The organism is Actinomycetota bacterium, from assembly GCA_035640355.1.
GTDB lineage: Bacteria > Actinomycetota > UBA4738 > UBA4738 > HRBIN12 > CALGFI01.
The window spans coordinates 136,038-155,169 of record DASQWI010000006.1 but is presented as its reverse complement, the minus strand read 5'-3'; the positions used below and the strand labels follow the sequence as shown (position 1 = coordinate 155,169).

The following is a 19,132-nucleotide window of genomic DNA, read 5'->3' as shown; positions in this document are numbered from 1 at the left end:
CTGTGGGCCCCTGCCGGGCGCATCCTCGCACGGTATTGAGCGGCCGTTCAACCTCGGCCGGGTCACGCGCCGCGGCGGATCAGCCCCATCTCGGTGACCACCACATCCACCGGTCGGTCGTGCTCGCCCCTGGGAACCTCGTCGACCAGCTGCACCGCGAAGGCCAGCCCGATCACGGGGGTATCGGCGCGGACGGTTCGCAGGAACCGGTCGTAGAAACCTCCCCCGTAGCCGACGCGCCCGCCGTTTCGGTCGAACGCGACGCCCGGCGCGATGACGACGTCGATCTCGGTTGATCGGACGATCTCCGCGCTGGTCGGTTCCATGGCGCCGAACGACGCTGCGGCCGTGGGATCACCCGGCACGTAGACGACCGCCGCGACCTCTCGGCCATCGACGCGCGGAAGCACGACGCGTTTTCCCGCAGCGTGCAGCGCCTCGATCAGCCCGGAGGTATCGACCTCTGAGCCGAACGACCAGAACGCCATTACCGTTCTTGTGTATCGGAGCTCGGGAAGGGCCATCAGGCGCTCGGTGATCGCCACGCTCCTCGCGCGACGATCTTCCTCGAGGAGCGCGTCTCGTTCGTGCAGTACTGATCGACGGATGTCGCGTTTGCGCTCGGCAAGGGCGTCCGGAAGGCGTTCGCTCACCCGAGCGTCGCGACCCTCGGGAGCACTCGTTCGGCAACGAGCTCGACGCGCTCGCGTCCGCCGGCGACGAGCAGGATCGCCCACGTCGCCCCGGAGCTCGCGAGCCGTTCGAGCCATTCCGTCGCGGCGAGGTCGTTGCCGACAAACGCGTCGTCCATGATCCCCCTCGCGCGGCGCTTTGCTTCGAGGTCATCCGCCTCCTCCCTGCTTCGTCCCACGACGACGGCGCCGGCCCACGTCGCCTCGACGCCTTGGTCGTGCGGTTCGTTCCGTAACAGCGAAGCGCGGTCGGCGAACGTCTCGACGTCCAGGTTCCATCCGTTCCAGCCGTCGGCCTCGGCCGCCGCGAGCCGCACGGCCGACGGTGACCTTCCACCGATCCACATCGGCGGCCCGCCGCCTCGGCGCGGTCCCGGCAGCAGCGGGCCGCGAATCGCCGGGACGAGCTCACCGCCTTCCCACGCCTCGCCGCGGAACAGCGCACGGATCGCGCGCACCGTTTCCACCAAGTGCCGGCGTCGCACGTTCGGCTCGAGGTACGGCAGACCGAACGCGTCGTGCTCCGCCTTGCTGAGCGAGTCGCCCGTCCCGATCCCCAGAACGAACCGTCCGTCCGCGACGTCGTCGAGCGTGACGGCCTGCTTCGCGAGGAGACCAGCCGGACGGAGCGACGCTCGCGTGACGAGCGTGCCGATCGAGACGACCCGAGTGATAGACGCGACCGCGGCGAGCGACGCGTATGCCTCAGCGGATGGCCGGTCGGACGGCGCGCCGGGTGGAAACAGGTGGTCGAAGGCGAACAGCCCGTCGAACCCGAGGTCCTCGGCGCGTCGGGCGAACGTGGGCACCCGTTCCGGGTCCGACGACGTCAGTGGGAGGACGAGCCCGATCCGCAGCCGGCTCACGCCCGCATGCGCCCGAGCTCTTCCAGCGCGAGGGTCGCCGCGCCGACCGCTCCGGCGTCGTTGCCGAGCCGGGCGGCGACGATCGGGACGCGGGGACGATGCTCCTCGCCCTCCACCGCGTCGACGAACGCCGCCCTCGCGGGCTCGAGCAGCAGATCACCGGCGACCACGGCCCCGCCCCCCACGACGACGATCTGCGGGTCGATGATGTTCACGAGCCCCGCGATCCCCTCGCCCAGTCGCCGCCCCGCCTCCGCCAGGACGCCGATCGCGACGTCGTCACCTTGCTTCGCCGCCTCGGTCACCAGGTGACCCGTCACGCTCTCCGGATCGCCGCTTGCCAGCCGGGCGAGTAGGGAGTCGGGGTGCGCGCGCGCCCGTTCACGACCGAGGCGCCCGATCGCTCTGCCGCCGGCGACCTGCTCCCAGCAGCCGAGGTTGCCGCAACCGCACTTCGGTCCGCCCGGCTCGACGATGATGTGACCGATCTCGGCGGCGAAGCCGTACGCGCCCCGGAACAGCCGTCCGTCCGAGACGATGCCACCCCCGATCCCCGTTCCGACGGCGACGAGAAGCATGTGGCGATAGCCGCGACCGGCTCCGAAGCGGTACTCGCCGTAGGCGGCCATGCTTGCGTCGTTGTCGACCTGACACGGGAGGCCGATCGCGTCGCGCATGCGTGACGCGATCGGCAGTTCCCGCCACGCGAGGTTGGGCGCGAATCGCAAGCTGCCGTCTGCGGCGTCGACCATCCCGGCCGCCCCGATCCCGATCGCGAGCACGTCGTCGGTGAGCATGTGGCGGGCGAGCTCGATCATCTGCGCCATCGTCGCTTCTTCGTCGTCGGCGCGAGTCGCGGCCTTCCTCCGATCGAGGATCTCGCCGTCGCGCGCAACTCTGAACGCGTTGATTTTGGTTCCCCCGACGTCGAGGCCGATCGCTTCGCCCTCGCCCACGCGGTGTTGCTTACAGGCGTTCGGTTAGAAACGCAACAGGGCGCCGATCCCCTCGAGCTCATGCAGGCCCTGGTCGAGCACAACCTCGACCCTCGCCCCCGTGCGGAACGCGGCCGCCACGGCCGATTCCACGACGTCGGGCACGCGCTGCATGGTCCCGCCGCAGGTCGGGCACCGGCCCACACGCGTCGTGAGTCGCCCGCACGCACCGCACGCAGCTCCCGGCGTCGACAGATCGAACGGCACGACGAGCTCGTCGACCCGCGCTTCCGAGACCGCTCGAAGCGTGTCCTCCAGGCCGATCACACCTCGGTCGGTCGCGGCGGCTCGCGAGAGGCGCTCGACCGCGTTCCGTTCGCGCTCGCGCTCCACGTCCTCCTCGAGCTGGAGGATCCGGTCGAGAACATCGCCGCGCGAGGCGGTCATCGCCAACGTGAATGTCGCTCGGACCCTCCGTCGCAGGTAATCGTGCAAGGACGTCTCGAGCTCGTGCTGCGGCTCGGGCGGACCGGCCAGCGCAAGCTGTTCGAACCTGGTTCGTCGCCACAGCTTGAACAGCGCGTCGGCGACGTGCTTGATGTGCCGAGTCCGGTGGTCGTCCACGTGTCGCTGCATCCGCATCTGCGCCCATCCGCCCTGGTCGTGGCGGCCGGGCACGTCGTCCCACAGGTCGCTGACCTCATCGATCCGCCCCATATCGACCAGGAACAGCCGTGCCTTCTCGAAGTCGACGAGCGCCACACCCGTCGGCCTGTACGTCTCGACGAGCGACTCGAGCGGCACGAGATCGGCCTCCGGCGCGACGATTGCGCGATCGCGGACGGGCCTCGAGACACGCACCACCTCCCACAGCCCCGCGCCGTTCGACGAGAACATGGCCAGCCCCTTCGTGTCGCCGCGATCGAACTCGTCTCGCACGAACTCCGACATCGCTGCGACGTCGCGATCGACCGAGCGGATCGCGTCGCGGTCGAGAGCCCTCGCCTGGCCACGGGCGTTGCGGAGAAGGTCGTCGAGCCGCAGCTCGTAGTCGGCCTTTCGGGGGTACCTGCGCCCGTCGACCGTGACGTACACCGTCGTGACGGGGAGGGAGGCGTCCCACTCCGCGAGCTTCCGGAGAAGTCCGCGGTCGAGCGCGGTCATTCGATGTCGATCCTCTCGAGCCGGCGCGATGTCTCGTCCTTCCGTTCGAGATCATCCGCGCGCGCGGCGATGACCGCGCGCGCCGCGAGGAAGAACTCACGCGCCGCGTTCAGCAGGTGTTCAACCGCGTCGGGCGACGACCCCTGTGTCGCCGTGACCGCCATGCAGATCGGACAGAACGCCACCGTGCACACCGGTCTCGTCGAGGCGTCCCCGCTCGTGTCGGCGGTCGCCCGTCCCGTCCGTTGAGGGCCCGACTTCGCCCTGGCCTCAGCCACGCTCGCTCATGTCCTCTGCGTTCCTGATGCCTCCCCGCCCGCCGAATGCGTGGCGGTGTCCGTCGGAGCGAAGGCGATCTCGAGTTGGTCGCCGACGAAGTTCGCGCCGCGCACCTCGAGCCGCTGCAGCGTCTGGGGGAGCGCGAGGTTCCGCTTGTACGTGCCGACGCGAACGTAGAGCTCATCGCCTCGTCGATGGATGTCCATGTCCTCACGCGAGACGAACGGCAGGCGCATCACCAGGACGTACCCTCGTCCGCGCCGCCGCACGCGGATCGGGTGGTCCTGGAACAGCACGTCAACGACTCGGCGGGCCCCGTACACCTCGTGCCCCATGTCCTCGAGCAGAGGGACGCCAACCATCTCGCGGTCGAACAGCTTGGCGGTGAGGATCGGAACCGGCTCGAACGACTCCTTCACCGTCTCCAGGTGCTCGGCCTGAATGTCCTTCCACTTGCCGAAGTAGGGGTCGGTGACGCCCTCGGGGATGATCCGATTCACGACCACGGCGTCCACGCGGTACCCGAACAACCCGAGGTACGTGTACGTGCGGCGCGCCTCCGCGATGACCATCTTCTCCGGGTTGACGACGAGCCGAACGGTCGAAGACTTCTCGTCCGTCAGGATCCGGTGCACCGCGTCGAGGTTGTGGTGCAATCGCTCGACCGCGGCGAAGAACCGATCGCCGGCGATCGGCAGCGACGTCATCCTCGTCACGATCGGCCGGACCCCGCGGACGAGCCGGCGCTGCACGGGGAAGATGCGCTCGATGTACCAGTTCATGATCTCCGGCAGCGACAGGAGTCGCAGCGTCTCAGCGGTCGGTGCGCAATCCACCACGAGTAGGTCGTACTTGCCCTCCTCGACGTGCGTCTTCACGTCGATCAGGCTGAAGATCTCGTCGAGGCCCGGGATCACCGAGAGCTCCTCTGCCTGGATCGTGTCGACGCCGGCCCAGTTCATGAGCTGTACGAAGTAGTCCTGGATCTCGCGCCAGTTGGTCTCGAGCCGGCCTTGCGCGTCGATCTGCTCGGCCCACAGGTTGTCCGTGACCGGGGTCGCGTGCTCGCCGATCTGGGTGTCGAACGAGTCCGCGAGTGAGTGCGCGGGGTCGGTGCTCATCACCAGCGTTCTGTTACCGGACGCCGCGGCCCGAACGGCGGTTGCGGCGGCGACGGTCGTCTTTCCCACACCGCCCTTGCCGGTGAAGAGCAGTACGCGCATCCGTGGGTAGCCTACCCGCCGGGGCCTTCTCCGCGGCCACGACTCGCGTGGAGGGCCGCTGAGGGAACGACGTCGGCTGCGGCCCGTGTGGAGGAGCGGTTCAGACGCCCTCGACGCGGCCCTTCAGTCCGTCGAGCGCGTTCTCGATGACGCGGCGCTCGCCTTGGGTCCTGACGAACCCGGGCAGCAGCACGCCCAGATCGACCGACAAGCGGTAGATCACCTTGGTCTCGCGGTCGTCGACCTGGGACAACAGGTACTCACCGGAGATCTGTGAGACGGCGCCCTGCGCTTGCGTCGAGAGCCACGACATGCCGCCGTCGGCGGGTGCGTAGCGGTACGCGAGCGTGTAGCTCGCGGCGCCGAGGACCGGTACGTCGACCTCGAAGTGCACCTTCGTGCCGAGTCCTCCTTCGCCCCGCTCGAGGACGCGAACGGACTTCACCTCGGCCCACTCCGGATACGCCTCGAAGTCCGTCAGCACGTCCATGATCTCCTCGGCCGATGCGTTGATGACGGTCTGGCCCTCGGTCTGCTCGCTCATGCGGAGACCGATGCTACTAACGCGACCACGCCGTTCTCCCGATGCGGCCGAGACCGACCGGAGTTGGCACTTCCCGAACGAGATCCCACGTGTTCTCGTTCGGGCCTACCGAGGCGAAGCTTGAGGCCTGGAATCTGCGGCCTCGCGGAGCCACCCGGCGAGCTGCTCGGCAGCGCGCTCCCACGTGAAGCGGCGCTCGACGAGGGTCCTGCCGGCCGCCCCCATCGCATCGGCGCGCGACGGTTCCTCGAGCAGACCGGCGATCGCGTCCGCGACCGCGGACACATCGCTTCCCTCGACGAGCACTCCGGTGACCCCGTCGATCAGCGTCTCCCGCGCGCCGCCCGAATCGCCCACCACAACAGGTCGAGCGCACGCGGCAGCCTCCAAGAAGACGAGACCGAGACCCTCGACCTCCAGGCCTCCGGCTCGGTTCCGGCACGGCATGGCGAAGACGTGACCTACCCGGTAGTAGCGGGGCAGATCTGCCTCGGAGACCTCACCGGCGAAGACGACCGAGCCGGCGGGCGCCTGCATCGCCAGCTCCTCGAGCCGCTCTCGGTACGGCCCGCCGCCGACGATCAGGAGCGCCGCGTCCGGAACGCGCTCGCGGATCGCCGGCATCGCCCGGATGAGCACGTCCTGACCCTTACGACGAACGAGACGGCTCACGGAGACGACGAGTCTCCGGTCCCCCAGAGCGTGAGCGTCGCGGATCCCCTCGAACGCCACGTCGGGATGGAACGTCTCGATGTCGGCGCCCGGGTACATCACCGACACCGGGACGCGCTCGGGGACGGCCGTGCGGACGACCCGCGCGATGAACGCACTCGACATCACGACCATGCGCGCGGCACGCGAGGTCGCGCGACGCATGAGGCCGTGTGCCCCGGGCGCGATCGACAGCCAGTACTCGAACCCGTGGGCTCCGGTGACGTACGGAGTTCCGCGCTTTGCCAGCCCCGGTCCGAGCAACGCGAGCGGGTACGTCGATCCGAACAACACGACCTCCGCACCGAACTGTTCGATCGCCGCTCGGACCTGGCGTGCGACGCCGGGCGTTGGCCACAAGAAGCGATCGGGCTGTCGGAACACGCGATACGGCGCGGTGGCGTCGAAGGCGTCCGCGCCGTCCCAGGCGGGGCACAGCACCGCGACGCGGTCCGCGGGGAGCCGTCCCACGAGCGCCTCGAGCGACCGCTGGATGCCGCCGATCCGCGGCGGATAGTCGTTGGTCACGACGAGCGTCCGCGGGATCTGCACGGCCGCCTATCCTCTCAGAGTGGTCACCCAGGCTCTGGAAGGAGCGGTCGACGCGCTGGACTCCGGTCGCGCGTTCGCCGAGCTCGAGGACGTCGCCGTCACCATCGTGTCGGGGGGCGACGCACGCGACTGGCTGAACGACCTCGTCACGACCGACGTCATGACGCTCGAACGCTTCGACTCGCGGCCGTCGCTCCTGCTCTCGCCGACGGGCCGGATCCGCGCGAGCTTTCACGTGCTGGGTCTCGGCGACACCGGGTTCGCGCTCGCGCAGCCGGCAGATCAGCCCGCGGGGATCGCCGACCTGCTCCTGCCGTACGTCCTTTCTTCGGACGTCACGACTTACCCCTCGCGCTTTCGATTGTTCGGGGTCCCGGGGGGCGAGGCGCCACCCACGTGGCTCAACGAGGTGTGGCGTCCCTCGGTACTTGCGGGCGGGTTCGACATCCTGGTCGGCGCGAGCGACGAGGACGCCCTGAACGACGTTCGCGAACGGCTCCGCGGCGACGGGCTCGAGGCTGTGGGACCCGAGGCCGTCGACGCGCGGCGGATCCTCCGAGGTGACCCCGCGTTCCCCGCGGATCTCGATGAGGAATCCCTGCCGGCCGAGGCCGGTCTCGACGGCCCGCCGGTGACCGATCGCTCGAAGGGATGCTTCCTGGGACAGGAGGCGGTGGCGAAGGTGGCGAACCGAGGGCATCCCACCCGAGTGGTCCTCCCCGTCGACGTCGGCGGGCCGGTCGCCACCGGCGAGGAGGTGCTCGCCGACGGGCAAAGCGCCGGCGTGGTCACGAGCGCGTGGGGGGACAGAGGTCTGGTCCGCCTCCGCTGGGAGGCGCGGGAACTGGAATTTTCCACAGCTTCCGGAACGCCGATCCGGCGGCGCTCAGGCTAGTCCGATCGAGCCACCTACTCCTCCCCCTTCGAGTTTTCAAGACTGTTTTCCACGGTCCTTCCACTGATACAAAGCGGCCGTCGCCCCCCGGTGGACCGAGGTGGACGACGTGGAAACGCGGCACGCAGGAGCGAAGGTGACCAAGGAGCGCATCGCGGGCATCGACCTGACGTCACTCCCACCGAACCCCTCTCCCCCAGACATGTGGCAGGAGAGCGCCGCCTGTCACGGCATCGATCCGGACGTGTTCTTCCCCACCTCGGAAGAGGAGGCGGGTCCGGCGCTCGCCTACTGCGCTGCTTGCGGCATCCGCGAGCTCTGTCTCGCGTGGGCGCTGAAGAACGGGGAGCGTTACGGCGTATGGGGCGGGCTGACCGAGCAACAGCGCCGCCGCCTCGTCCGCTTCGTGGCCTGAAGCTCGCGTCGACTCAAGACGCTTCTGCTCGGGTCTTGACGCTCGAACACGTGTTCGGATAGCCTGAACGCCCCCTCGCGCGGCCCGCCGGGAGGGACGCGGTGGCGCTCGAGGCCGTCCAGGGTGTTCTCGACGATGCCGTTCCTCTCGCCGACGTCACCTTCGTCGTCGTGGATCTCGAGACGACCGGCGGATCGCCGGTCGAGTGCGGCATCACCGAGATCGGCGCGATCAAGTTCCGCGGGGGCGAGCGCGTCGGCACGTTCGAGACGCTGGTGAACCCCGGCGTACCGATCCCTCGCCAGATCACGCACCTCACCGGTATCGACGACGCCACCGTTACAGGCGCACCCGCGATCGAAGCGGTCATTCCCTCGTTCGCCGAATTCGCGCACGGCGGCGTGTTCGTCGCGCACAATGCTCGCTTCGACTTCACGTTCCTGAACGTCGCGCTGCAGCGGCTCGCGTACGAGCCGCTGGAGCCGCCGCCCGTTTGCACAGCACGACTCGCGCGCCGCGTGGTGTGGCCCGATGTGCCGAACGTCAGGCTGCAGACGCTCGCCCAGTACTTTCGAACGACCGTCCGGCCAAGCCACCGAGCGCTTCCGGACGCCGAGGCCTGCGCCCAGGTCCTGCACGGCTTGCTCGAGCTGGGCGGGCGCCTGGGGATCCTCACGCTCGGCGACCTGCACGCGGCCGTCCGGGCACGAGGCCGGCCGAACTACGGGAAGATCCGCCTCGCCGACTCGTTGCCGCACTCGACGGGGGTGTATCTGTTCCGCGGACGCGACGGGCGCGTCCTCTACGTCGGCAAGTCGAACGACCTCCGCGCGCGCGTCAAGAGCTACTTCTACGGCGATCCACGCAAGAAGGTCGAGAACCTCCTGGCAGAAACACGTTCGGTCGACGGCGTGGAGTGCGCCTCGGAGCTGGAGTCGCTCGTCGTCGAGGCGCGGCTGATCCGAGAACACGAGCCGAAGTACAACCGCAGGGGTAAGACGTGGCGGCGCTACGCCTACCTCGCCCTCGACACGCGTGAGGCGTACCCCCGCATCAGGGTGGTCCGCGAGGCCAAGCGGCCCGGCGTCTACCTCGGTCCGTTCCCCTCCTCGCAGAGCGCGCGCTTGGCGAAGGAGGCGCTCGAGGAGTTCGTCCCCATCCGCCGCTGCACCAAGGCGATGCGCGCGTCGACGCGATTCGCGCCGTGCGCCCTCGCCGATATCGGTCGGTGCACCGCGCCGTGCGACGGCCGCATCACCCCCGAGCGTTACGGGGAGCTCGTCCGGTCGCTCGTCTCCTCCCTCTCCACTCCGGGCGGGCTCCTCGCGGCGCTCGAGGCGCGGATGCACACGCTGGCGGACGCCGAACGGTTCGAGGAGGCCGCGCTGGCGCGCGATCGACTTCGCGCACTTGCCGAGGCGCTCGCGCGTTCACGGATCGACGGCTGGCTCGTGGCGCCGTCCGATCTCATCCTTCGCGAGCCCGATGGGGTGGCGCTTCGACTCCGGCACGGCGCACTGGTCCGATCGGACCCCGTCGAGGCGCCGCTCGGGTCGCCCTGCCCGCGTGATCGCGCGGACGAGCTCGGAGCTCTCAGGGCGTGGATCGCGCGGAACGGCCCCACGATCGAGTCGACCGACGTCCCGCTCGCCGAGCCCGTCGAGGGGGGGTCGCGCCTGAACCACCTGCTGGCGAGGCTGCGGGCCTCCACGCGCTCGGCGTGACGCACGCGCGGTAATGATCACGTGCATGCCTGATCCAAGTAGGGCCGTCGATACACTTGGCGCGTGGAGACGGCCGTCATCGTCGAGGGCGCCAGGACGCCGATCGGCCGGTTCCTCGGCGCGTACGGCGACGTCTCGGTGGTCGAGCTCGGCGCCCTCGCGGCGCGCGAGGCGATGCGCCGGTCGTCGGTGGAGCCCGACGACGTCGACCAGACGATCTTCGGCCACGCGCGACAGGCGGGGAACGGTCCCAACACCGGGCGGCAAGTGAGCGTTCGCGCGGGCGTCCCCACCGACGTGTCGGCCTACAACGTCAACATGGCTTGTGGCTCGGGCATGAAGGCGATCCAGCTCGCCGCGCAGCAGATCGCGCTGGGCGAATCGGAGGTCGTGTTGGCGGGCGGAATGGAGAACATGTCGCGCGTGCCGTTCCTCTTGGATCGGATGCGTACCGGGTATCGCCTCGGCGACGCGAAGGTCTACGACGCGATGTACCGCGATGGCTTGGTCGACCCGCTCTCCGGACTGGTCATGGGCGAGACGGCCGAGAACCTCGTGGACATGTACGGCATCTCCCGCGAAGAGCAGGACGAGTTCGCGCTCGAGTCGCAGCAGAAGGCCGAAGCCGGACGCGGCTCCCGGGCCGAGGAGATGTTCGACGTCGAGATCGCCGACCCGAAGGGCGGGACGCTCGTCGGGAGCGCGGACGAACACCCGCGTCCCGACACCACGCTCGACACGCTGGCCAAGTTGCCCCCGGTGTTCCGCGATCCGGGCACCGTCACGGCGGGCAACTCAGCGGGCATCACCGACGGCGCGGCGGCGACCGTCGTGATGAGCGAATCGAGGGCGCTCGGAGAGGGGCGTGAACCGCTCGCGAGGATCGTGGCCTCGTCGTGGGCCGGCGTACCTCCGGAGATCATGGGGGTCGGACCGGTCCCGGCGACGAAGAAGGTGCTGGACAAGGCGGGACTTTCGCTCGCCGACATCGATCTGATCGAGATCAACGAGGCGTTCGCCGCGCAGATCATCGCGTGCGAGCGAGAGCTCAAGTTCGACCGCGACCGACTGAACCTCCTCGGCGGCGGGATCTCGCTGGGGCATCCGATCGGGATGAGCGGCGCGAGGATCGTCCTCACGCTCGCGTATCAGATGCGAGCGCGCGGTGCTGCGCTCGGCCTGGCGACACTGTGCATCTCGGGCGGGCAGGGGCTCGCCGTCATCCTGGAGCGCTCGTGACCGAGCTGGGTGCCTGAACGATGGCCGTTCACGCAGTCGTGTTGATCCAGTGCGAGATCGACGAGATCCCCGAGGCGGCTCAGGCCATCGCCGACCTCGACGGCGTCAGCGAGGTCTATTCGGTCGCCGGCGAGTTCGACCTGGTGGCCATCGTCCGCGTGGCGAACCACGACGACCTGGCCAAGGTGATCCCCGGCGGCATCGCCAAGGTGGAAGGCGTCGCGCGGACGGAGACGCTCATCGCCTTCCAGGTGTTCTCGACGCACGATCTGGAGCGGCTGTTCTCGCTCGGGTTCGACGAGGCCGGTGGCTAGTCACCCTCTCGGGCGCTCGGCAGCTCGATCGCCACGGGCAGCGCCGTCCGACCCCATTCCTCCAGATCGTCCGCGTACCGAGGGGCATACTTCTCCACGAGGAGTCGCCGCGCCAGCGAGTCCTCCTTCTCGTCTTCGACGATGCGGGCGCGACAGATCATGTCGCGGTCGCCGAGACGGAGACCGACAGTCCGGTCGACGCGGACGTTCTTCACCCAGTCACTCGCCTCGCCCCCGCCCGAGAGCAGGTAGACGGTGTCGGCGTGGAGCGCGAACCAGATCTCGATGGTATGCGGTGACCCGGTACGTCGTCCGGTCGTCGTGACGTAGCAGTAATCGAGATCGGAAGGTTCGACGCCTCCCACCTATCGCGTCGCCCAAACGATCAGGGCGACGATGACGACGATCGCGGCGACCAGGTACAGCAGGTCAGCGCGTTTCACCTTCCCCGGCTGCATCGCGTTAAAGCCCACGTCTAACCCCCGAGTTCGGGCGACAGTCCGTAATAGTCGCGGAACCGAGCCTCGGAGAGCCACTCGATGTGCTGTCGAACGGTCGAGGCGTACGTTCGCGCTTCCACGTCGTCACGACACGCCCGGGTGGCCACCTCGCGTCCCGAAGGATCGACGATCGCGACCACCCAACCACTCATGTCGCGACGGCTCACGACGCCGTAGCGATTCGTGTTCGACTCAGACCCGCTCGCGGCGACCGTGGCTGCGCTCCAGCCTCTCCAGATGACCTCGGATCTCGTCCAACACCGAATGCTCGTCCAGTACGAACTCCGGCTCCACGTCCGCCACAGTCTCCAGCGCGTTCTCCAGGGTGTTGCCGGCGGCCTCCGCTTCGCGCAGCGCATCGACGAGGACGGCGGCGTAGTCGACCTGGAACGGCTTGCCGTCCCACGGACACAGGCCGCCGTTCTCGAGGACCTGCTCGACGAAGAACTCGCGGCCGCAGCGACGGCACGTGCCCTTGATCTTCACGCTGTCTCCTTCGCTGCCCGCCGGTCGACGAGCTCCATGAGGCGATCCGTGAGCTGAAACGGGTCGACCGGTGGGGCGAGCCATGCGTCGGCGCCCGACCACCGCGCGAGCCACGCGTCCTGTGGCCGTGCGAGCAGGACGACGATCACGCCGTCGTACGGATCGGGGCGATCGCGCACCGTCCGCGCCAGCGAGAACGCGCCCGCGCGCGAGGCCAGCTCATCGGCGACGATCGCGTCGGGGCGCTCACGAAGCGCGATTCGCACCCCCTCGTCCCCGTTCGTCGCCTCGAGGAATCGGATCGGCTCGGCGATTCGACGCTCGATCCCGCGCACGACCAATCGCATCAGCTCGCGCGACCTGGGGTCGGGCGAGACGAGCAGGACCTTCACGCGCGGATAGTACCAACGGTCGTTCGGCGCCCAGAGCGCTTCGGCGCGGTCGCAGGCGACGTTGTCGTTACGCCGGTGCGCCCACGGTCCAGGTGTCGCCGGAGTGCAGGAGCTTCTCGACGCTTCCCTTGCCCAGGCGTTCGGTGGCCGACGCGACCTGCGCGATGGTCGCCTCGCCGAACACCGGCCGCTCGACCTCGCGGAAGACGCCGATGCACGTCGGTTCGATCGGCCGGTGCGACAGGTGCGCTAGCGCGAACGCCAGCGAGGGGCGTCCGTGAACGTCGTGGACAACGATCCGTTGGGGATCGGTCTCCGGTACGTTGGCGATCTCGAGCCGTCCGTTGTCGCCCACACGGACGCACCGCGCCCCCTCGTCGAACACGATCGGCTGCCCATGCTCGAGCCGGATCTGGTTGTGGACTCCCTGCGGCTTTTCGCGCACCGCGTCGAAAGCACCGTCGTTGAAGACGTTGCAGTTCTGATAGATCTCGATGAACGCGGTTCCACGGTGCGCCGCCGCCTGCCGAAGGATCTGCGTCATGTGCTGCCTGTCGTTGTCGACCGTTCGGGCGACGAAGCTTGCCTCCGCGCCGAGCGCGAGGGCGATCGGGTTGAACGGGTGGTCGACCGAGCCGAACGGCGTCGACTTGGTGACCTTGCCCTCCTCCGACGTCGGCGAGTACTGACCTTTCGTCAGCCCGTAGATCTGGTTGTTGAACAGGAGGATCTTCATGTTCACGTTGCGTCGGAGCGCGTGGATCAGGTGGTTGCCGCCGATCGACAAGCCGTCGCCGTCACCGGTGACCACCCACACCGACAGCTCCGGCCGCGCGGTCGCGATCCCCGTCGCGAGCGCAGGAGCCCGCCCGTGGATCCCGTGCACGCCGTACGTGTCCATGTAGTACGTGAACCGTCCGGAGCACCCGATCCCCGACACGAACACGGTGTCGTCGGGCTCGATGCCGAGCTCCGGCATGAACGACTGCACGATCGCCAGGATCGCGTAATCGCCGCAACCGGGGCACCAGCGCACCTCCTGGTCGGAGGTGAAGTCCTTCTTGGTCAGGGCTGCCATGGCACCCTCTCCGTTGCCCCCGGCGCCGTTGCGGTGGATCTCTGGGTCGGTCATCGCTCTTCCATCATCCTCAAGATCTCCGTCTCCAACTCCTCCGCGAAGATCGGCTGTCCCTGCACCTTCGTGTAGGACGTCGCGTCGACCAAGAACCGTCCCCGAACGAGCAGCGCGAGCTGTCCGAGGTTCTGCTCCGGGATCAACACCTTCCCGTACCGCGGGAGCACGTCACCGAGGTTCGAGGGGAACGGGCTCAGGTGCACGACGTGCGCCGTCGCCACCTCGCGTCCCTGGTCGCGTACGCGCCGAGCCGCGGCCCGGATCGTGCCGAACGTCGACCCCCATCCGACCACGAGCAGCTCGGCGTCGCCGTCGGGATCGTCCACCTCGACCGGCGGAACCTCGTCAGCGATCTTCGCCACCTTGTCGGCGCGAACGTGCGTCATTCGCTCGTGGTTCTGCGGGTCGTAGCTGATGTCGCCGGTGCCGTCCTCTTTCTCCAGGCCGCCGATCCGATGGCGGAGACCCTTCGTCCCGGGGATCGCCCATGGCCTCGCCAGGTTCTCGTCGCGCAGGTACGGGAGAAACTCCTGTCCGGCGTTCGGACCTGTGGCGAAGTTCGGGTCGATCGTCGGCAGTTCGTCCGCGTCCGGGATCAACCACGGCTCGGACGAGTTCGCGATGAACGTATCGGAGAGCAGGATCACCGGCGTGCGGTACTTGACGGCGATCCTGGCGGCCTCCATCGCGGCCTCGAAACAGTGTGAGGGGGATTTGGCGGCGACGATCGGCAACGGTGACTCGCCGTGGCGTCCGAACATCGCCAGGAGCAGGTCGGCCTGCTCGGTCTTGGTCGGCATGCCCGTCGACGGGCCGGCGCGCTGGACGTCGACGACAACCATGGGCAGCTCGAGCGTGACTGCGAGACCGAGCGTCTCGGCCTTCAAGTCCATCCCCGGTCCACTGGTGCCGGTGACGCCGAGGTCCCCCGCGAACGCGGCGCCCAGCGCGACGTTCGCCGCGGCGATCTCGTCCTCCGCTTGCAAGGTGATCACGCCGAAGTTCTTCAGCCGCGAGAGCTCGTGGAGAAGCTCGGAGGCGGGCGTGATCGGGTAGCTCGCGTAGAACAGGCGCAGACCGCTCCGCTGCGACGCGGCGACGAGACCCCACGCGAGCGCCGTCGCGCCGGAGATGTTCCGGTACGTCCCCGGGGCGGCAGGCGCGGGCTTGACGACGTACGACGTCGCGAACAGCTCGGTCGTTTCGCCGAAGTTGTACCCGGCCTTGAACGCTGCCACGTTGGCGTCGTACAGCTGCTGCTGGTCGCCGAACTTCTTGTGCAGCCAGTTGAGCGTCACGTCGACCGGCCGGCCGTACATCCACGAGAGCAAGCCGAGAGCGAACATGTTCTTCGATCGCTCTGCCTCTTTGCGAGTGAGTCCGAGCTCCTCCACGGCGCGAACCGTGATGGAGGTCATCGGCACCCGGTAGACCTGATACCCCTCGAGCGTCCCGTCCCCGAGCGGGTCGGCGGCGAACCCTGCCTTCTCCAGGTTCCGGGCGTTGAACGCGTCCTCGTTCACGATGATCGTTCCCCCGCGCTCGACCGTTCCGAGCTCCGCCTTCAGGGCGGCCGGGTTCATCGCGACGAGCACGTTCGGGTGATCGCCCGGCGTCAGGATGTCCGTCGAGGCGAACTGGATCTGGAACGCGGACACGCCGTGAACGGTTCCGGCCGGAGCGCGGATCTCCGCGGGGAAGTCCGGGAGCGTTGCGAGGTCGTTGCCGAGGACGGCCGTCGCATTGGTGAAGCGGTCTCCGGTCAACTGCATGCCGTCGCCGGAGTCGCCGGCGAATCGAACGATGACGCGCTTCTTCTCTTCGACCTGCTTCGTCATCACGCGGGCGCGGGGCGCCTTCGCTCCTTGCGTCGAATTCGAGGCCACGCGGGTCGGTAACCCCTGCACATCAGCGTACCGCGCGCATGCGACCTGCACATGTCGCGCCACAGGTACCGGGAAGCGACCCGTGGTGCGGACCGTCGGCCCGTCCCCTCCTACACTGACTCGATTCGGCGGGAGGAGCGATTGGCTTGAGGACGGCGAAGCTCGGATCGAACGGCCCGGAGCTCTCCGTCGTGGGGTTCGGCTCGTGGGAGGCCGGCATGGCCGCCGACTGGGGCACGCCGCCGCCCGAAGATCAGGTCGTCCGGGCGATCGCCACGGTCCTGGAGACCGGCATCAACTGGATCGACACGGCCGAGGTGTACGGCGATGGCACGTCGGAGACGCTCGTCGCGCGCGCGCTTCGTGGACGGCGCGAAGAGGTGCTCATCGCGACGAAGGTCGCGCCTCGCCAGGAGGGGACGGGCTTTCGAGCCGAACAGGTCCGCCGAGCCTGCCAGAAGAGCCTGAAGCGACTGTCGACCGATCGGATCGACCTGTATCAGCTGCACTGGCCGGACTCGACGGGCGTGCCGATCGAAGAGACGTGGGCCGCGATGGCGTCGCTCGTCGAGGAAGGCCTCGTCGGAGCGATCGGCGTGTCGAACTTCGACAAGGCCTTGATCGAGCGGTGCCACACCGTTCGACACGTGGACTCGTTGCAGCAGGAGTTCTCGATGCTCGCGCCCCAGGACCGCGAGCTGATCCGGTGGTGCGGCGATCAGGGCATCGGCGTTCTCGCGTACGGACCGCTCGCCTACGGCCTGCTGACCGGCGCCATCACCGCCGACACGGCGTTCGACAAGGGCGACTTCCGGCGCGGCGAGACGTCGCTGTTCGGCGAGGGCGGGCGAGACCGAAGCCTTGCCGTCGTCGACGCCATGCGGCCGATCGCCGAGCGGATGGGGATCTCGGTCTCGCAGCTCGCGCTGGCGTGGACGACCCGCCAGCCGGGCGTCACATCCGCCATCGCCGGAAGCCGGAACGCCGACCACGTGCGCTCGAACGCCGAGGCCGGCGACATCGTGCTCGACCGGGCGACGCTCGACGAGCTCGATCGGATCCTGGAGCTCGGACCGGCGTTCGCCTGATCGCTGTGTAGGCTCGCGGCATGGCCTACAAGCGGATCGTCCTGGCCACGGACGGCTCGGCGACGGCGCAGACGGCGGAGATCGTCGCGTGCTCGCTGGCGGCGGCGACGAAGGCGAAGGTGACGATCGCGCACGCGTTCGTCGATCCATCGAGAGCCGAGGCGGCGGTGGCGCGCGCGGTCCGCATCGCCGAACAGACCGGACTCAAGAAAACCCAGACGGCGCTGTCACCGGATGACCCCGCCGACGCCGTGGTGCGCGTCGCGGAGGAGCAGGACGCCGACCTCATCGTCACCGGAAGCCGTGGCCTGTTCCATGGCGAGCAGCTGATCGGGAGCGTGGTACGAAAGATCGTCGTGAACGCGCCGTGCGATGTGCTGCTGACACGCGCCCGCGACGAAGCCGATCGCCAGCACGGCTCACCCCCGTACCGGCGCATCCTCCTCGCCACCGACGGCTCGGCGACCGCCGATCGCGCCGCTCGGAAGGCCTACGCGCTCGCCAATCGCATCGACGCGTCCATGACGCTCCTGTTTGTCGGTCATCCAAAGACCGGTGAGCTCGTCCTCGGCGACACCGCGAAGTCCATCGGCGAGGGCGCACAGGTCGGCATGATCATCCTCGAGGGCGATCCCGCCGAGCAGATCGTTGGCACGGCCGACAAGGAGGGCTTCGACCTCGTCATCGTGGGGAACAAGGGACTCACAGGGGCGCGGGCGGCGCTCCTCGGGTCGGTTCCGCGCGACGTCGCCGAGAACGCGACGTCGGACGTGCTTGTCGCCCGGACGATCGCGCAGAACCTCTCGGAGATCAGGGCCGGCGAGGGCGGGATCGTCGAGACCGGAGACCACAAGGTCGCCGTCTTCCGCCATCCGGACGGAACGGTCACGGCACTATCGGCAACGTGCACGCACATGGGGTGCATCGTGAGGTGGAACGCGGCCGGACGGACGTGGGACTGCCCCTGCCACGGCTCTCGATACGCGCCCACCGGGGCGGTCGTGAACGGCCCGGCCGAACGCCCGCTGCCGCCGTCCGACTTCTGATCCGGCCGCCGGGCTTACGGGGTCACACCTGCCAGGTCGGTTTCCAGATCATCAGCCACGCGATGATGACGAGCGCGGCCGTCCCCCACGCGATCGTCAGCGTCGACGCGCTCGACCGCATGATCTGATCGAGCTCCTCGTCGCTTCGCCGCGGCACGCCGGACGGTCGCAGCTGGATAGCGTCCTTCAGCTGCTGGTAGTACGGGCGCGCCACGACGTACATCACGGCCAGCGTGGCCACGAGCAGCCCGAGCGAGATCCAGATCCACCAGAACCGCCACCAGTCCCCGTCGAAGCCGGCGATCACGCCGAACAGGATCAGCACGCCGAGCGAGACGTACATCCCCTGGATCGACGTGCCCGAGAACTGCAGGAGCTCGGCGATCCGGACACGGTCCCGCTCCTTGCGGAGGCGGAACGCCACCACCGCCGACACGCCGTGGAACATGACGAACGCCAAGACGCCCAGGACGTGGAGGAACTTCCACCAGCTATACGCATCGAAGATGTTCATCAGCCGGTGATCGAGCGCTCCGCCTGGCGAAGGCGCTTCGCCACGACGGCCAAGATCTTCGCGGCGACGGTCGGCTCCTCGCTGATGACGCGGTCGAACGAGCGCTTGAAGATCCGGATCGCCGTGACGGGGGTGTCCGCGACGACCGAGGCGGTCCTCGGGCCACCGTCGAGCAGTGAGATCTCGCCGAAGAATTCCCCCGGCCTCAGGTTGCCAATCGTCCGGTCGTTGAGGACGACGTCTGCCTCGCCCTGGAGCACCACGTAGAACGTTCCTCCGGGCCGGCCGGCCTGCACGATCGCCTCGCGAGGCCGGAACGAGACGACGTCGGCGTGCTCGGCGAGGCGGCGGAGGTCGCGGCGCGAGAGGCCGGCGAACAGTGGGACGCGCATCAACATGTCGACGTCGTGGCGACCGAGCGGCCGATCGGCGCGCGGCGGTCGCTCGCGGCGCTGGGCGATGCCGGCGGTGGCGACGGCGCGAGGGACGACCTCGGAGAAATCGTCGAACGGCGCCTTGGGCATCGCACGGT

At 68.8% G+C, this 19,132-nt stretch carries 23 protein-coding genes; 7 read left to right on the top strand and 16 right to left on the bottom strand.

The genetic code is table 11. From position 1 onward, the window contains the following. Window positions 1-62: 62 nt before the first annotated feature. From VFA08_03105 to VFA08_03070, 8 genes are all read right to left on the bottom strand, one after another. Window positions 63-653 carry a 5-formyltetrahydrofolate cyclo-ligase gene (locus VFA08_03105; protein ID HYZ12576.1) on the bottom strand — a complete coding sequence of 197 codons (591 nt, stop codon included), beginning with the start codon at window positions 651-653 and terminating at the stop codon, window positions 63-65. Next, window positions 650-1,558: an LLM class flavin-dependent oxidoreductase gene (locus VFA08_03100; protein HYZ12575.1), complete on the bottom strand. Its 909-nt coding sequence runs from the start codon at window positions 1,556-1,558 to the stop codon at window positions 650-652. The genes VFA08_03105 and VFA08_03100 overlap by 4 nt, the downstream gene beginning before the upstream one ends. Further along, window positions 1,555-2,514: an ROK family glucokinase gene (locus tag VFA08_03095; protein HYZ12574.1), complete on the bottom strand. Its 960-nt coding sequence runs from the start codon at window positions 2,512-2,514 to the stop codon at window positions 1,555-1,557. Before VFA08_03095 ends, VFA08_03100 begins: the two co-directional genes overlap by 4 nt. Before the next feature lie 24 nt (window positions 2,515-2,538). Further along, window positions 2,539-3,657 (bottom strand): host attachment protein, encoded by a 1,119-nt coding sequence (locus VFA08_03090; GenBank protein ID HYZ12573.1) that lies wholly within the window; start codon window positions 3,655-3,657, stop codon window positions 2,539-2,541. Beyond that, window positions 3,654-3,935, bottom strand: coding sequence for a hypothetical protein (locus VFA08_03085; GenBank protein HYZ12572.1), 282 nt, complete (start codon window positions 3,933-3,935; stop codon window positions 3,654-3,656). Before VFA08_03085 ends, VFA08_03090 begins: the two co-directional genes overlap by 4 nt. Window positions 3,936-3,941: 6 nt before the next feature. Continuing rightward, window positions 3,942-5,159, bottom strand: a complete 1,218-nt coding sequence (locus VFA08_03080) for a TRC40/GET3/ArsA family transport-energizing ATPase (protein HYZ12571.1) — start codon at window positions 5,157-5,159, stop codon at window positions 3,942-3,944. Window positions 5,160-5,259: 100 nt separating this feature from the next. After that, on the bottom strand, window positions 5,260-5,703 hold the full coding sequence (locus tag VFA08_03075) for an SRPBCC family protein (GenBank protein ID HYZ12570.1): 444 nt from the start codon (window positions 5,701-5,703) through the stop codon (window positions 5,260-5,262). A 105-nt stretch (window positions 5,704-5,808) separates the two neighbouring features. Further along, complete coding sequence (locus tag VFA08_03070; GenBank protein HYZ12569.1) at window positions 5,809-6,966, bottom strand: glycosyltransferase family 4 protein; 1,158 nt, start codon at window positions 6,964-6,966, stop codon at window positions 5,809-5,811. Window positions 6,967-6,985: 19 nt separating this feature from the next. Between VFA08_03070 and VFA08_03065 the strand changes: the two genes are divergently transcribed. From VFA08_03065 to VFA08_03045, 5 genes are all read left to right on the top strand, one after another. Beyond that, window positions 6,986-7,861 (top strand): hypothetical protein, encoded by an 876-nt coding sequence (locus VFA08_03065; protein ID HYZ12568.1) that lies wholly within the window; start codon window positions 6,986-6,988, stop codon window positions 7,859-7,861. A 109-nt stretch (window positions 7,862-7,970) separates the two neighbouring features. Then, window positions 7,971-8,276 carry a WhiB family transcriptional regulator gene (locus VFA08_03060; GenBank protein ID HYZ12567.1) on the top strand — a complete coding sequence of 102 codons (306 nt, stop codon included), beginning with the start codon at window positions 7,971-7,973 and terminating at the stop codon, window positions 8,274-8,276. A gap of 101 nt (window positions 8,277-8,377) precedes the next feature. Continuing rightward, entirely contained in the window at window positions 8,378-10,000 is a 1,623-nt protein-coding gene (locus tag VFA08_03055) for a DEDD exonuclease domain-containing protein (GenBank protein HYZ12566.1), read from the top strand. A 63-nt stretch (window positions 10,001-10,063) separates the two neighbouring features. Then, on the top strand, window positions 10,064-11,239 hold the full coding sequence (locus VFA08_03050) for an acetyl-CoA C-acetyltransferase (GenBank protein ID HYZ12565.1): 1,176 nt from the start codon (window positions 10,064-10,066) through the stop codon (window positions 11,237-11,239). 20 nt (window positions 11,240-11,259) lie between these two features. Beyond that, window positions 11,260-11,553: an Lrp/AsnC ligand binding domain-containing protein gene (locus tag VFA08_03045; GenBank protein ID HYZ12564.1), complete on the top strand. Its 294-nt coding sequence runs from the start codon at window positions 11,260-11,262 to the stop codon at window positions 11,551-11,553. On the opposite strand, the gene VFA08_03040 is transcribed toward VFA08_03045, so the two are convergent. The 6 genes from VFA08_03040 to VFA08_03015 all read right to left on the bottom strand — a co-directional run bounded on the left by VFA08_03040 (window position 11,550) and on the right by VFA08_03015 (window position 15,904). Further along, complete coding sequence (locus tag VFA08_03040) at window positions 11,550-11,918, bottom strand: nitroreductase family deazaflavin-dependent oxidoreductase (GenBank protein ID HYZ12563.1); 369 nt, start codon at window positions 11,916-11,918, stop codon at window positions 11,550-11,552. The two genes, VFA08_03045 and VFA08_03040, sit on opposite strands and share 4 nt — an antisense overlap. 110 nt (window positions 11,919-12,028) lie before the next feature. Then, on the bottom strand, window positions 12,029-12,205 hold the full coding sequence (locus VFA08_03035; protein HYZ12562.1) for a hypothetical protein: 177 nt from the start codon (window positions 12,203-12,205) through the stop codon (window positions 12,029-12,031). 40 nt (window positions 12,206-12,245) lie between these two features. Beyond that, the gene (locus VFA08_03030) at window positions 12,246-12,539 is read right to left on the bottom strand and encodes a hypothetical protein (protein ID HYZ12561.1); all 294 of its coding nucleotides are present in this window, start codon (window positions 12,537-12,539) and stop codon (window positions 12,246-12,248) included. Then, complete coding sequence (locus VFA08_03025; GenBank protein HYZ12560.1) at window positions 12,536-12,931, bottom strand: hypothetical protein; 396 nt, start codon at window positions 12,929-12,931, stop codon at window positions 12,536-12,538. The genes VFA08_03030 and VFA08_03025 overlap by 4 nt, the downstream gene beginning before the upstream one ends. Before the next feature lie 67 nt (window positions 12,932-12,998). Continuing rightward, entirely contained in the window at window positions 12,999-14,009 is a 1,011-nt protein-coding gene (locus VFA08_03020; GenBank protein HYZ12559.1) for a 2-oxoacid:ferredoxin oxidoreductase subunit beta, read from the bottom strand. 50 nt (window positions 14,010-14,059) lie between these two features. Further along, window positions 14,060-15,904: a 2-oxoacid:acceptor oxidoreductase subunit alpha gene (locus tag VFA08_03015; protein HYZ12558.1), complete on the bottom strand. Its 1,845-nt coding sequence runs from the start codon at window positions 15,902-15,904 to the stop codon at window positions 14,060-14,062. 194 nt (window positions 15,905-16,098) lie between these two features. Between VFA08_03015 and VFA08_03010 the strand changes: the two genes are divergently transcribed. Next, complete coding sequence (locus VFA08_03010) at window positions 16,099-17,040, top strand: aldo/keto reductase (protein HYZ12557.1); 942 nt, start codon at window positions 16,099-16,101, stop codon at window positions 17,038-17,040. 20 nt (window positions 17,041-17,060) lie between these two features. Then, window positions 17,061-18,086 carry a universal stress protein gene (locus VFA08_03005; GenBank protein ID HYZ12556.1) on the top strand — a complete coding sequence of 342 codons (1,026 nt, stop codon included), beginning with the start codon at window positions 17,061-17,063 and terminating at the stop codon, window positions 18,084-18,086. 22 nt (window positions 18,087-18,108) lie between these two features. Here VFA08_03005 and VFA08_03000 read toward each other — a convergent pair whose 3' ends face one another. Both VFA08_03000 and VFA08_02995 read right to left on the bottom strand, forming a co-directional pair. Then, window positions 18,109-18,600, bottom strand: a complete 492-nt coding sequence (locus VFA08_03000) for a hypothetical protein (GenBank protein HYZ12555.1) — start codon at window positions 18,598-18,600, stop codon at window positions 18,109-18,111. Beyond that, window positions 18,600-19,124 carry a cyclic nucleotide-binding domain-containing protein gene (locus VFA08_02995; protein ID HYZ12554.1) on the bottom strand — a complete coding sequence of 175 codons (525 nt, stop codon included), beginning with the start codon at window positions 19,122-19,124 and terminating at the stop codon, window positions 18,600-18,602. The genes VFA08_03000 and VFA08_02995 overlap by 1 nt, the downstream gene beginning before the upstream one ends. Window positions 19,125-19,132: the final 8 nt, after the last annotated feature.

What these genes read in the sequence shown, in the direction of transcription:
- VFA08_03020 (HYZ12559.1), bottom strand. Translation starts at nt 14,009, where the DNA reads ATGGCAGCCCTGACCAAGAAGGACTTCACCTCCGACCAGGAGGTGCGC.
- VFA08_03000 (HYZ12555.1), bottom strand. Translation starts at nt 18,600, where the DNA reads ATGAACATCTTCGATGCGTATAGCTGGTGGAAGTTCCTCCACGTCCTG.
- VFA08_03075 (HYZ12570.1), bottom strand. Translation starts at nt 5,703, where the DNA reads ATGAGCGAGCAGACCGAGGGCCAGACCGTCATCAACGCATCGGCCGAG.
- VFA08_03045 (HYZ12564.1), top strand. Translation starts at nt 11,260, where the DNA reads ATGGCCGTTCACGCAGTCGTGTTGATCCAGTGCGAGATCGACGAGATC.
- VFA08_02995 (HYZ12554.1), bottom strand. Translation starts at nt 19,124, where the DNA reads ATGCCCAAGGCGCCGTTCGACGATTTCTCCGAGGTCGTCCCTCGCGCC.
- VFA08_03015 (HYZ12558.1), bottom strand. Translation starts at nt 15,904, where the DNA reads ATGACGAAGCAGGTCGAAGAGAAGAAGCGCGTCATCGTTCGATTCGCC.
- VFA08_03090 (HYZ12573.1), bottom strand. Translation starts at nt 3,657, where the DNA reads ATGACCGCGCTCGACCGCGGACTTCTCCGGAAGCTCGCGGAGTGGGAC.
- VFA08_03005 (HYZ12556.1), top strand. Translation starts at nt 17,061, where the DNA reads ATGGCCTACAAGCGGATCGTCCTGGCCACGGACGGCTCGGCGACGGCG.
- VFA08_03080 (HYZ12571.1), bottom strand. Translation starts at nt 5,159, where the DNA reads ATGCGCGTACTGCTCTTCACCGGCAAGGGCGGTGTGGGAAAGACGACC.
- VFA08_03035 (HYZ12562.1), bottom strand. Translation starts at nt 12,205, where the DNA reads ATGAGTGGTTGGGTGGTCGCGATCGTCGATCCTTCGGGACGCGAGGTG.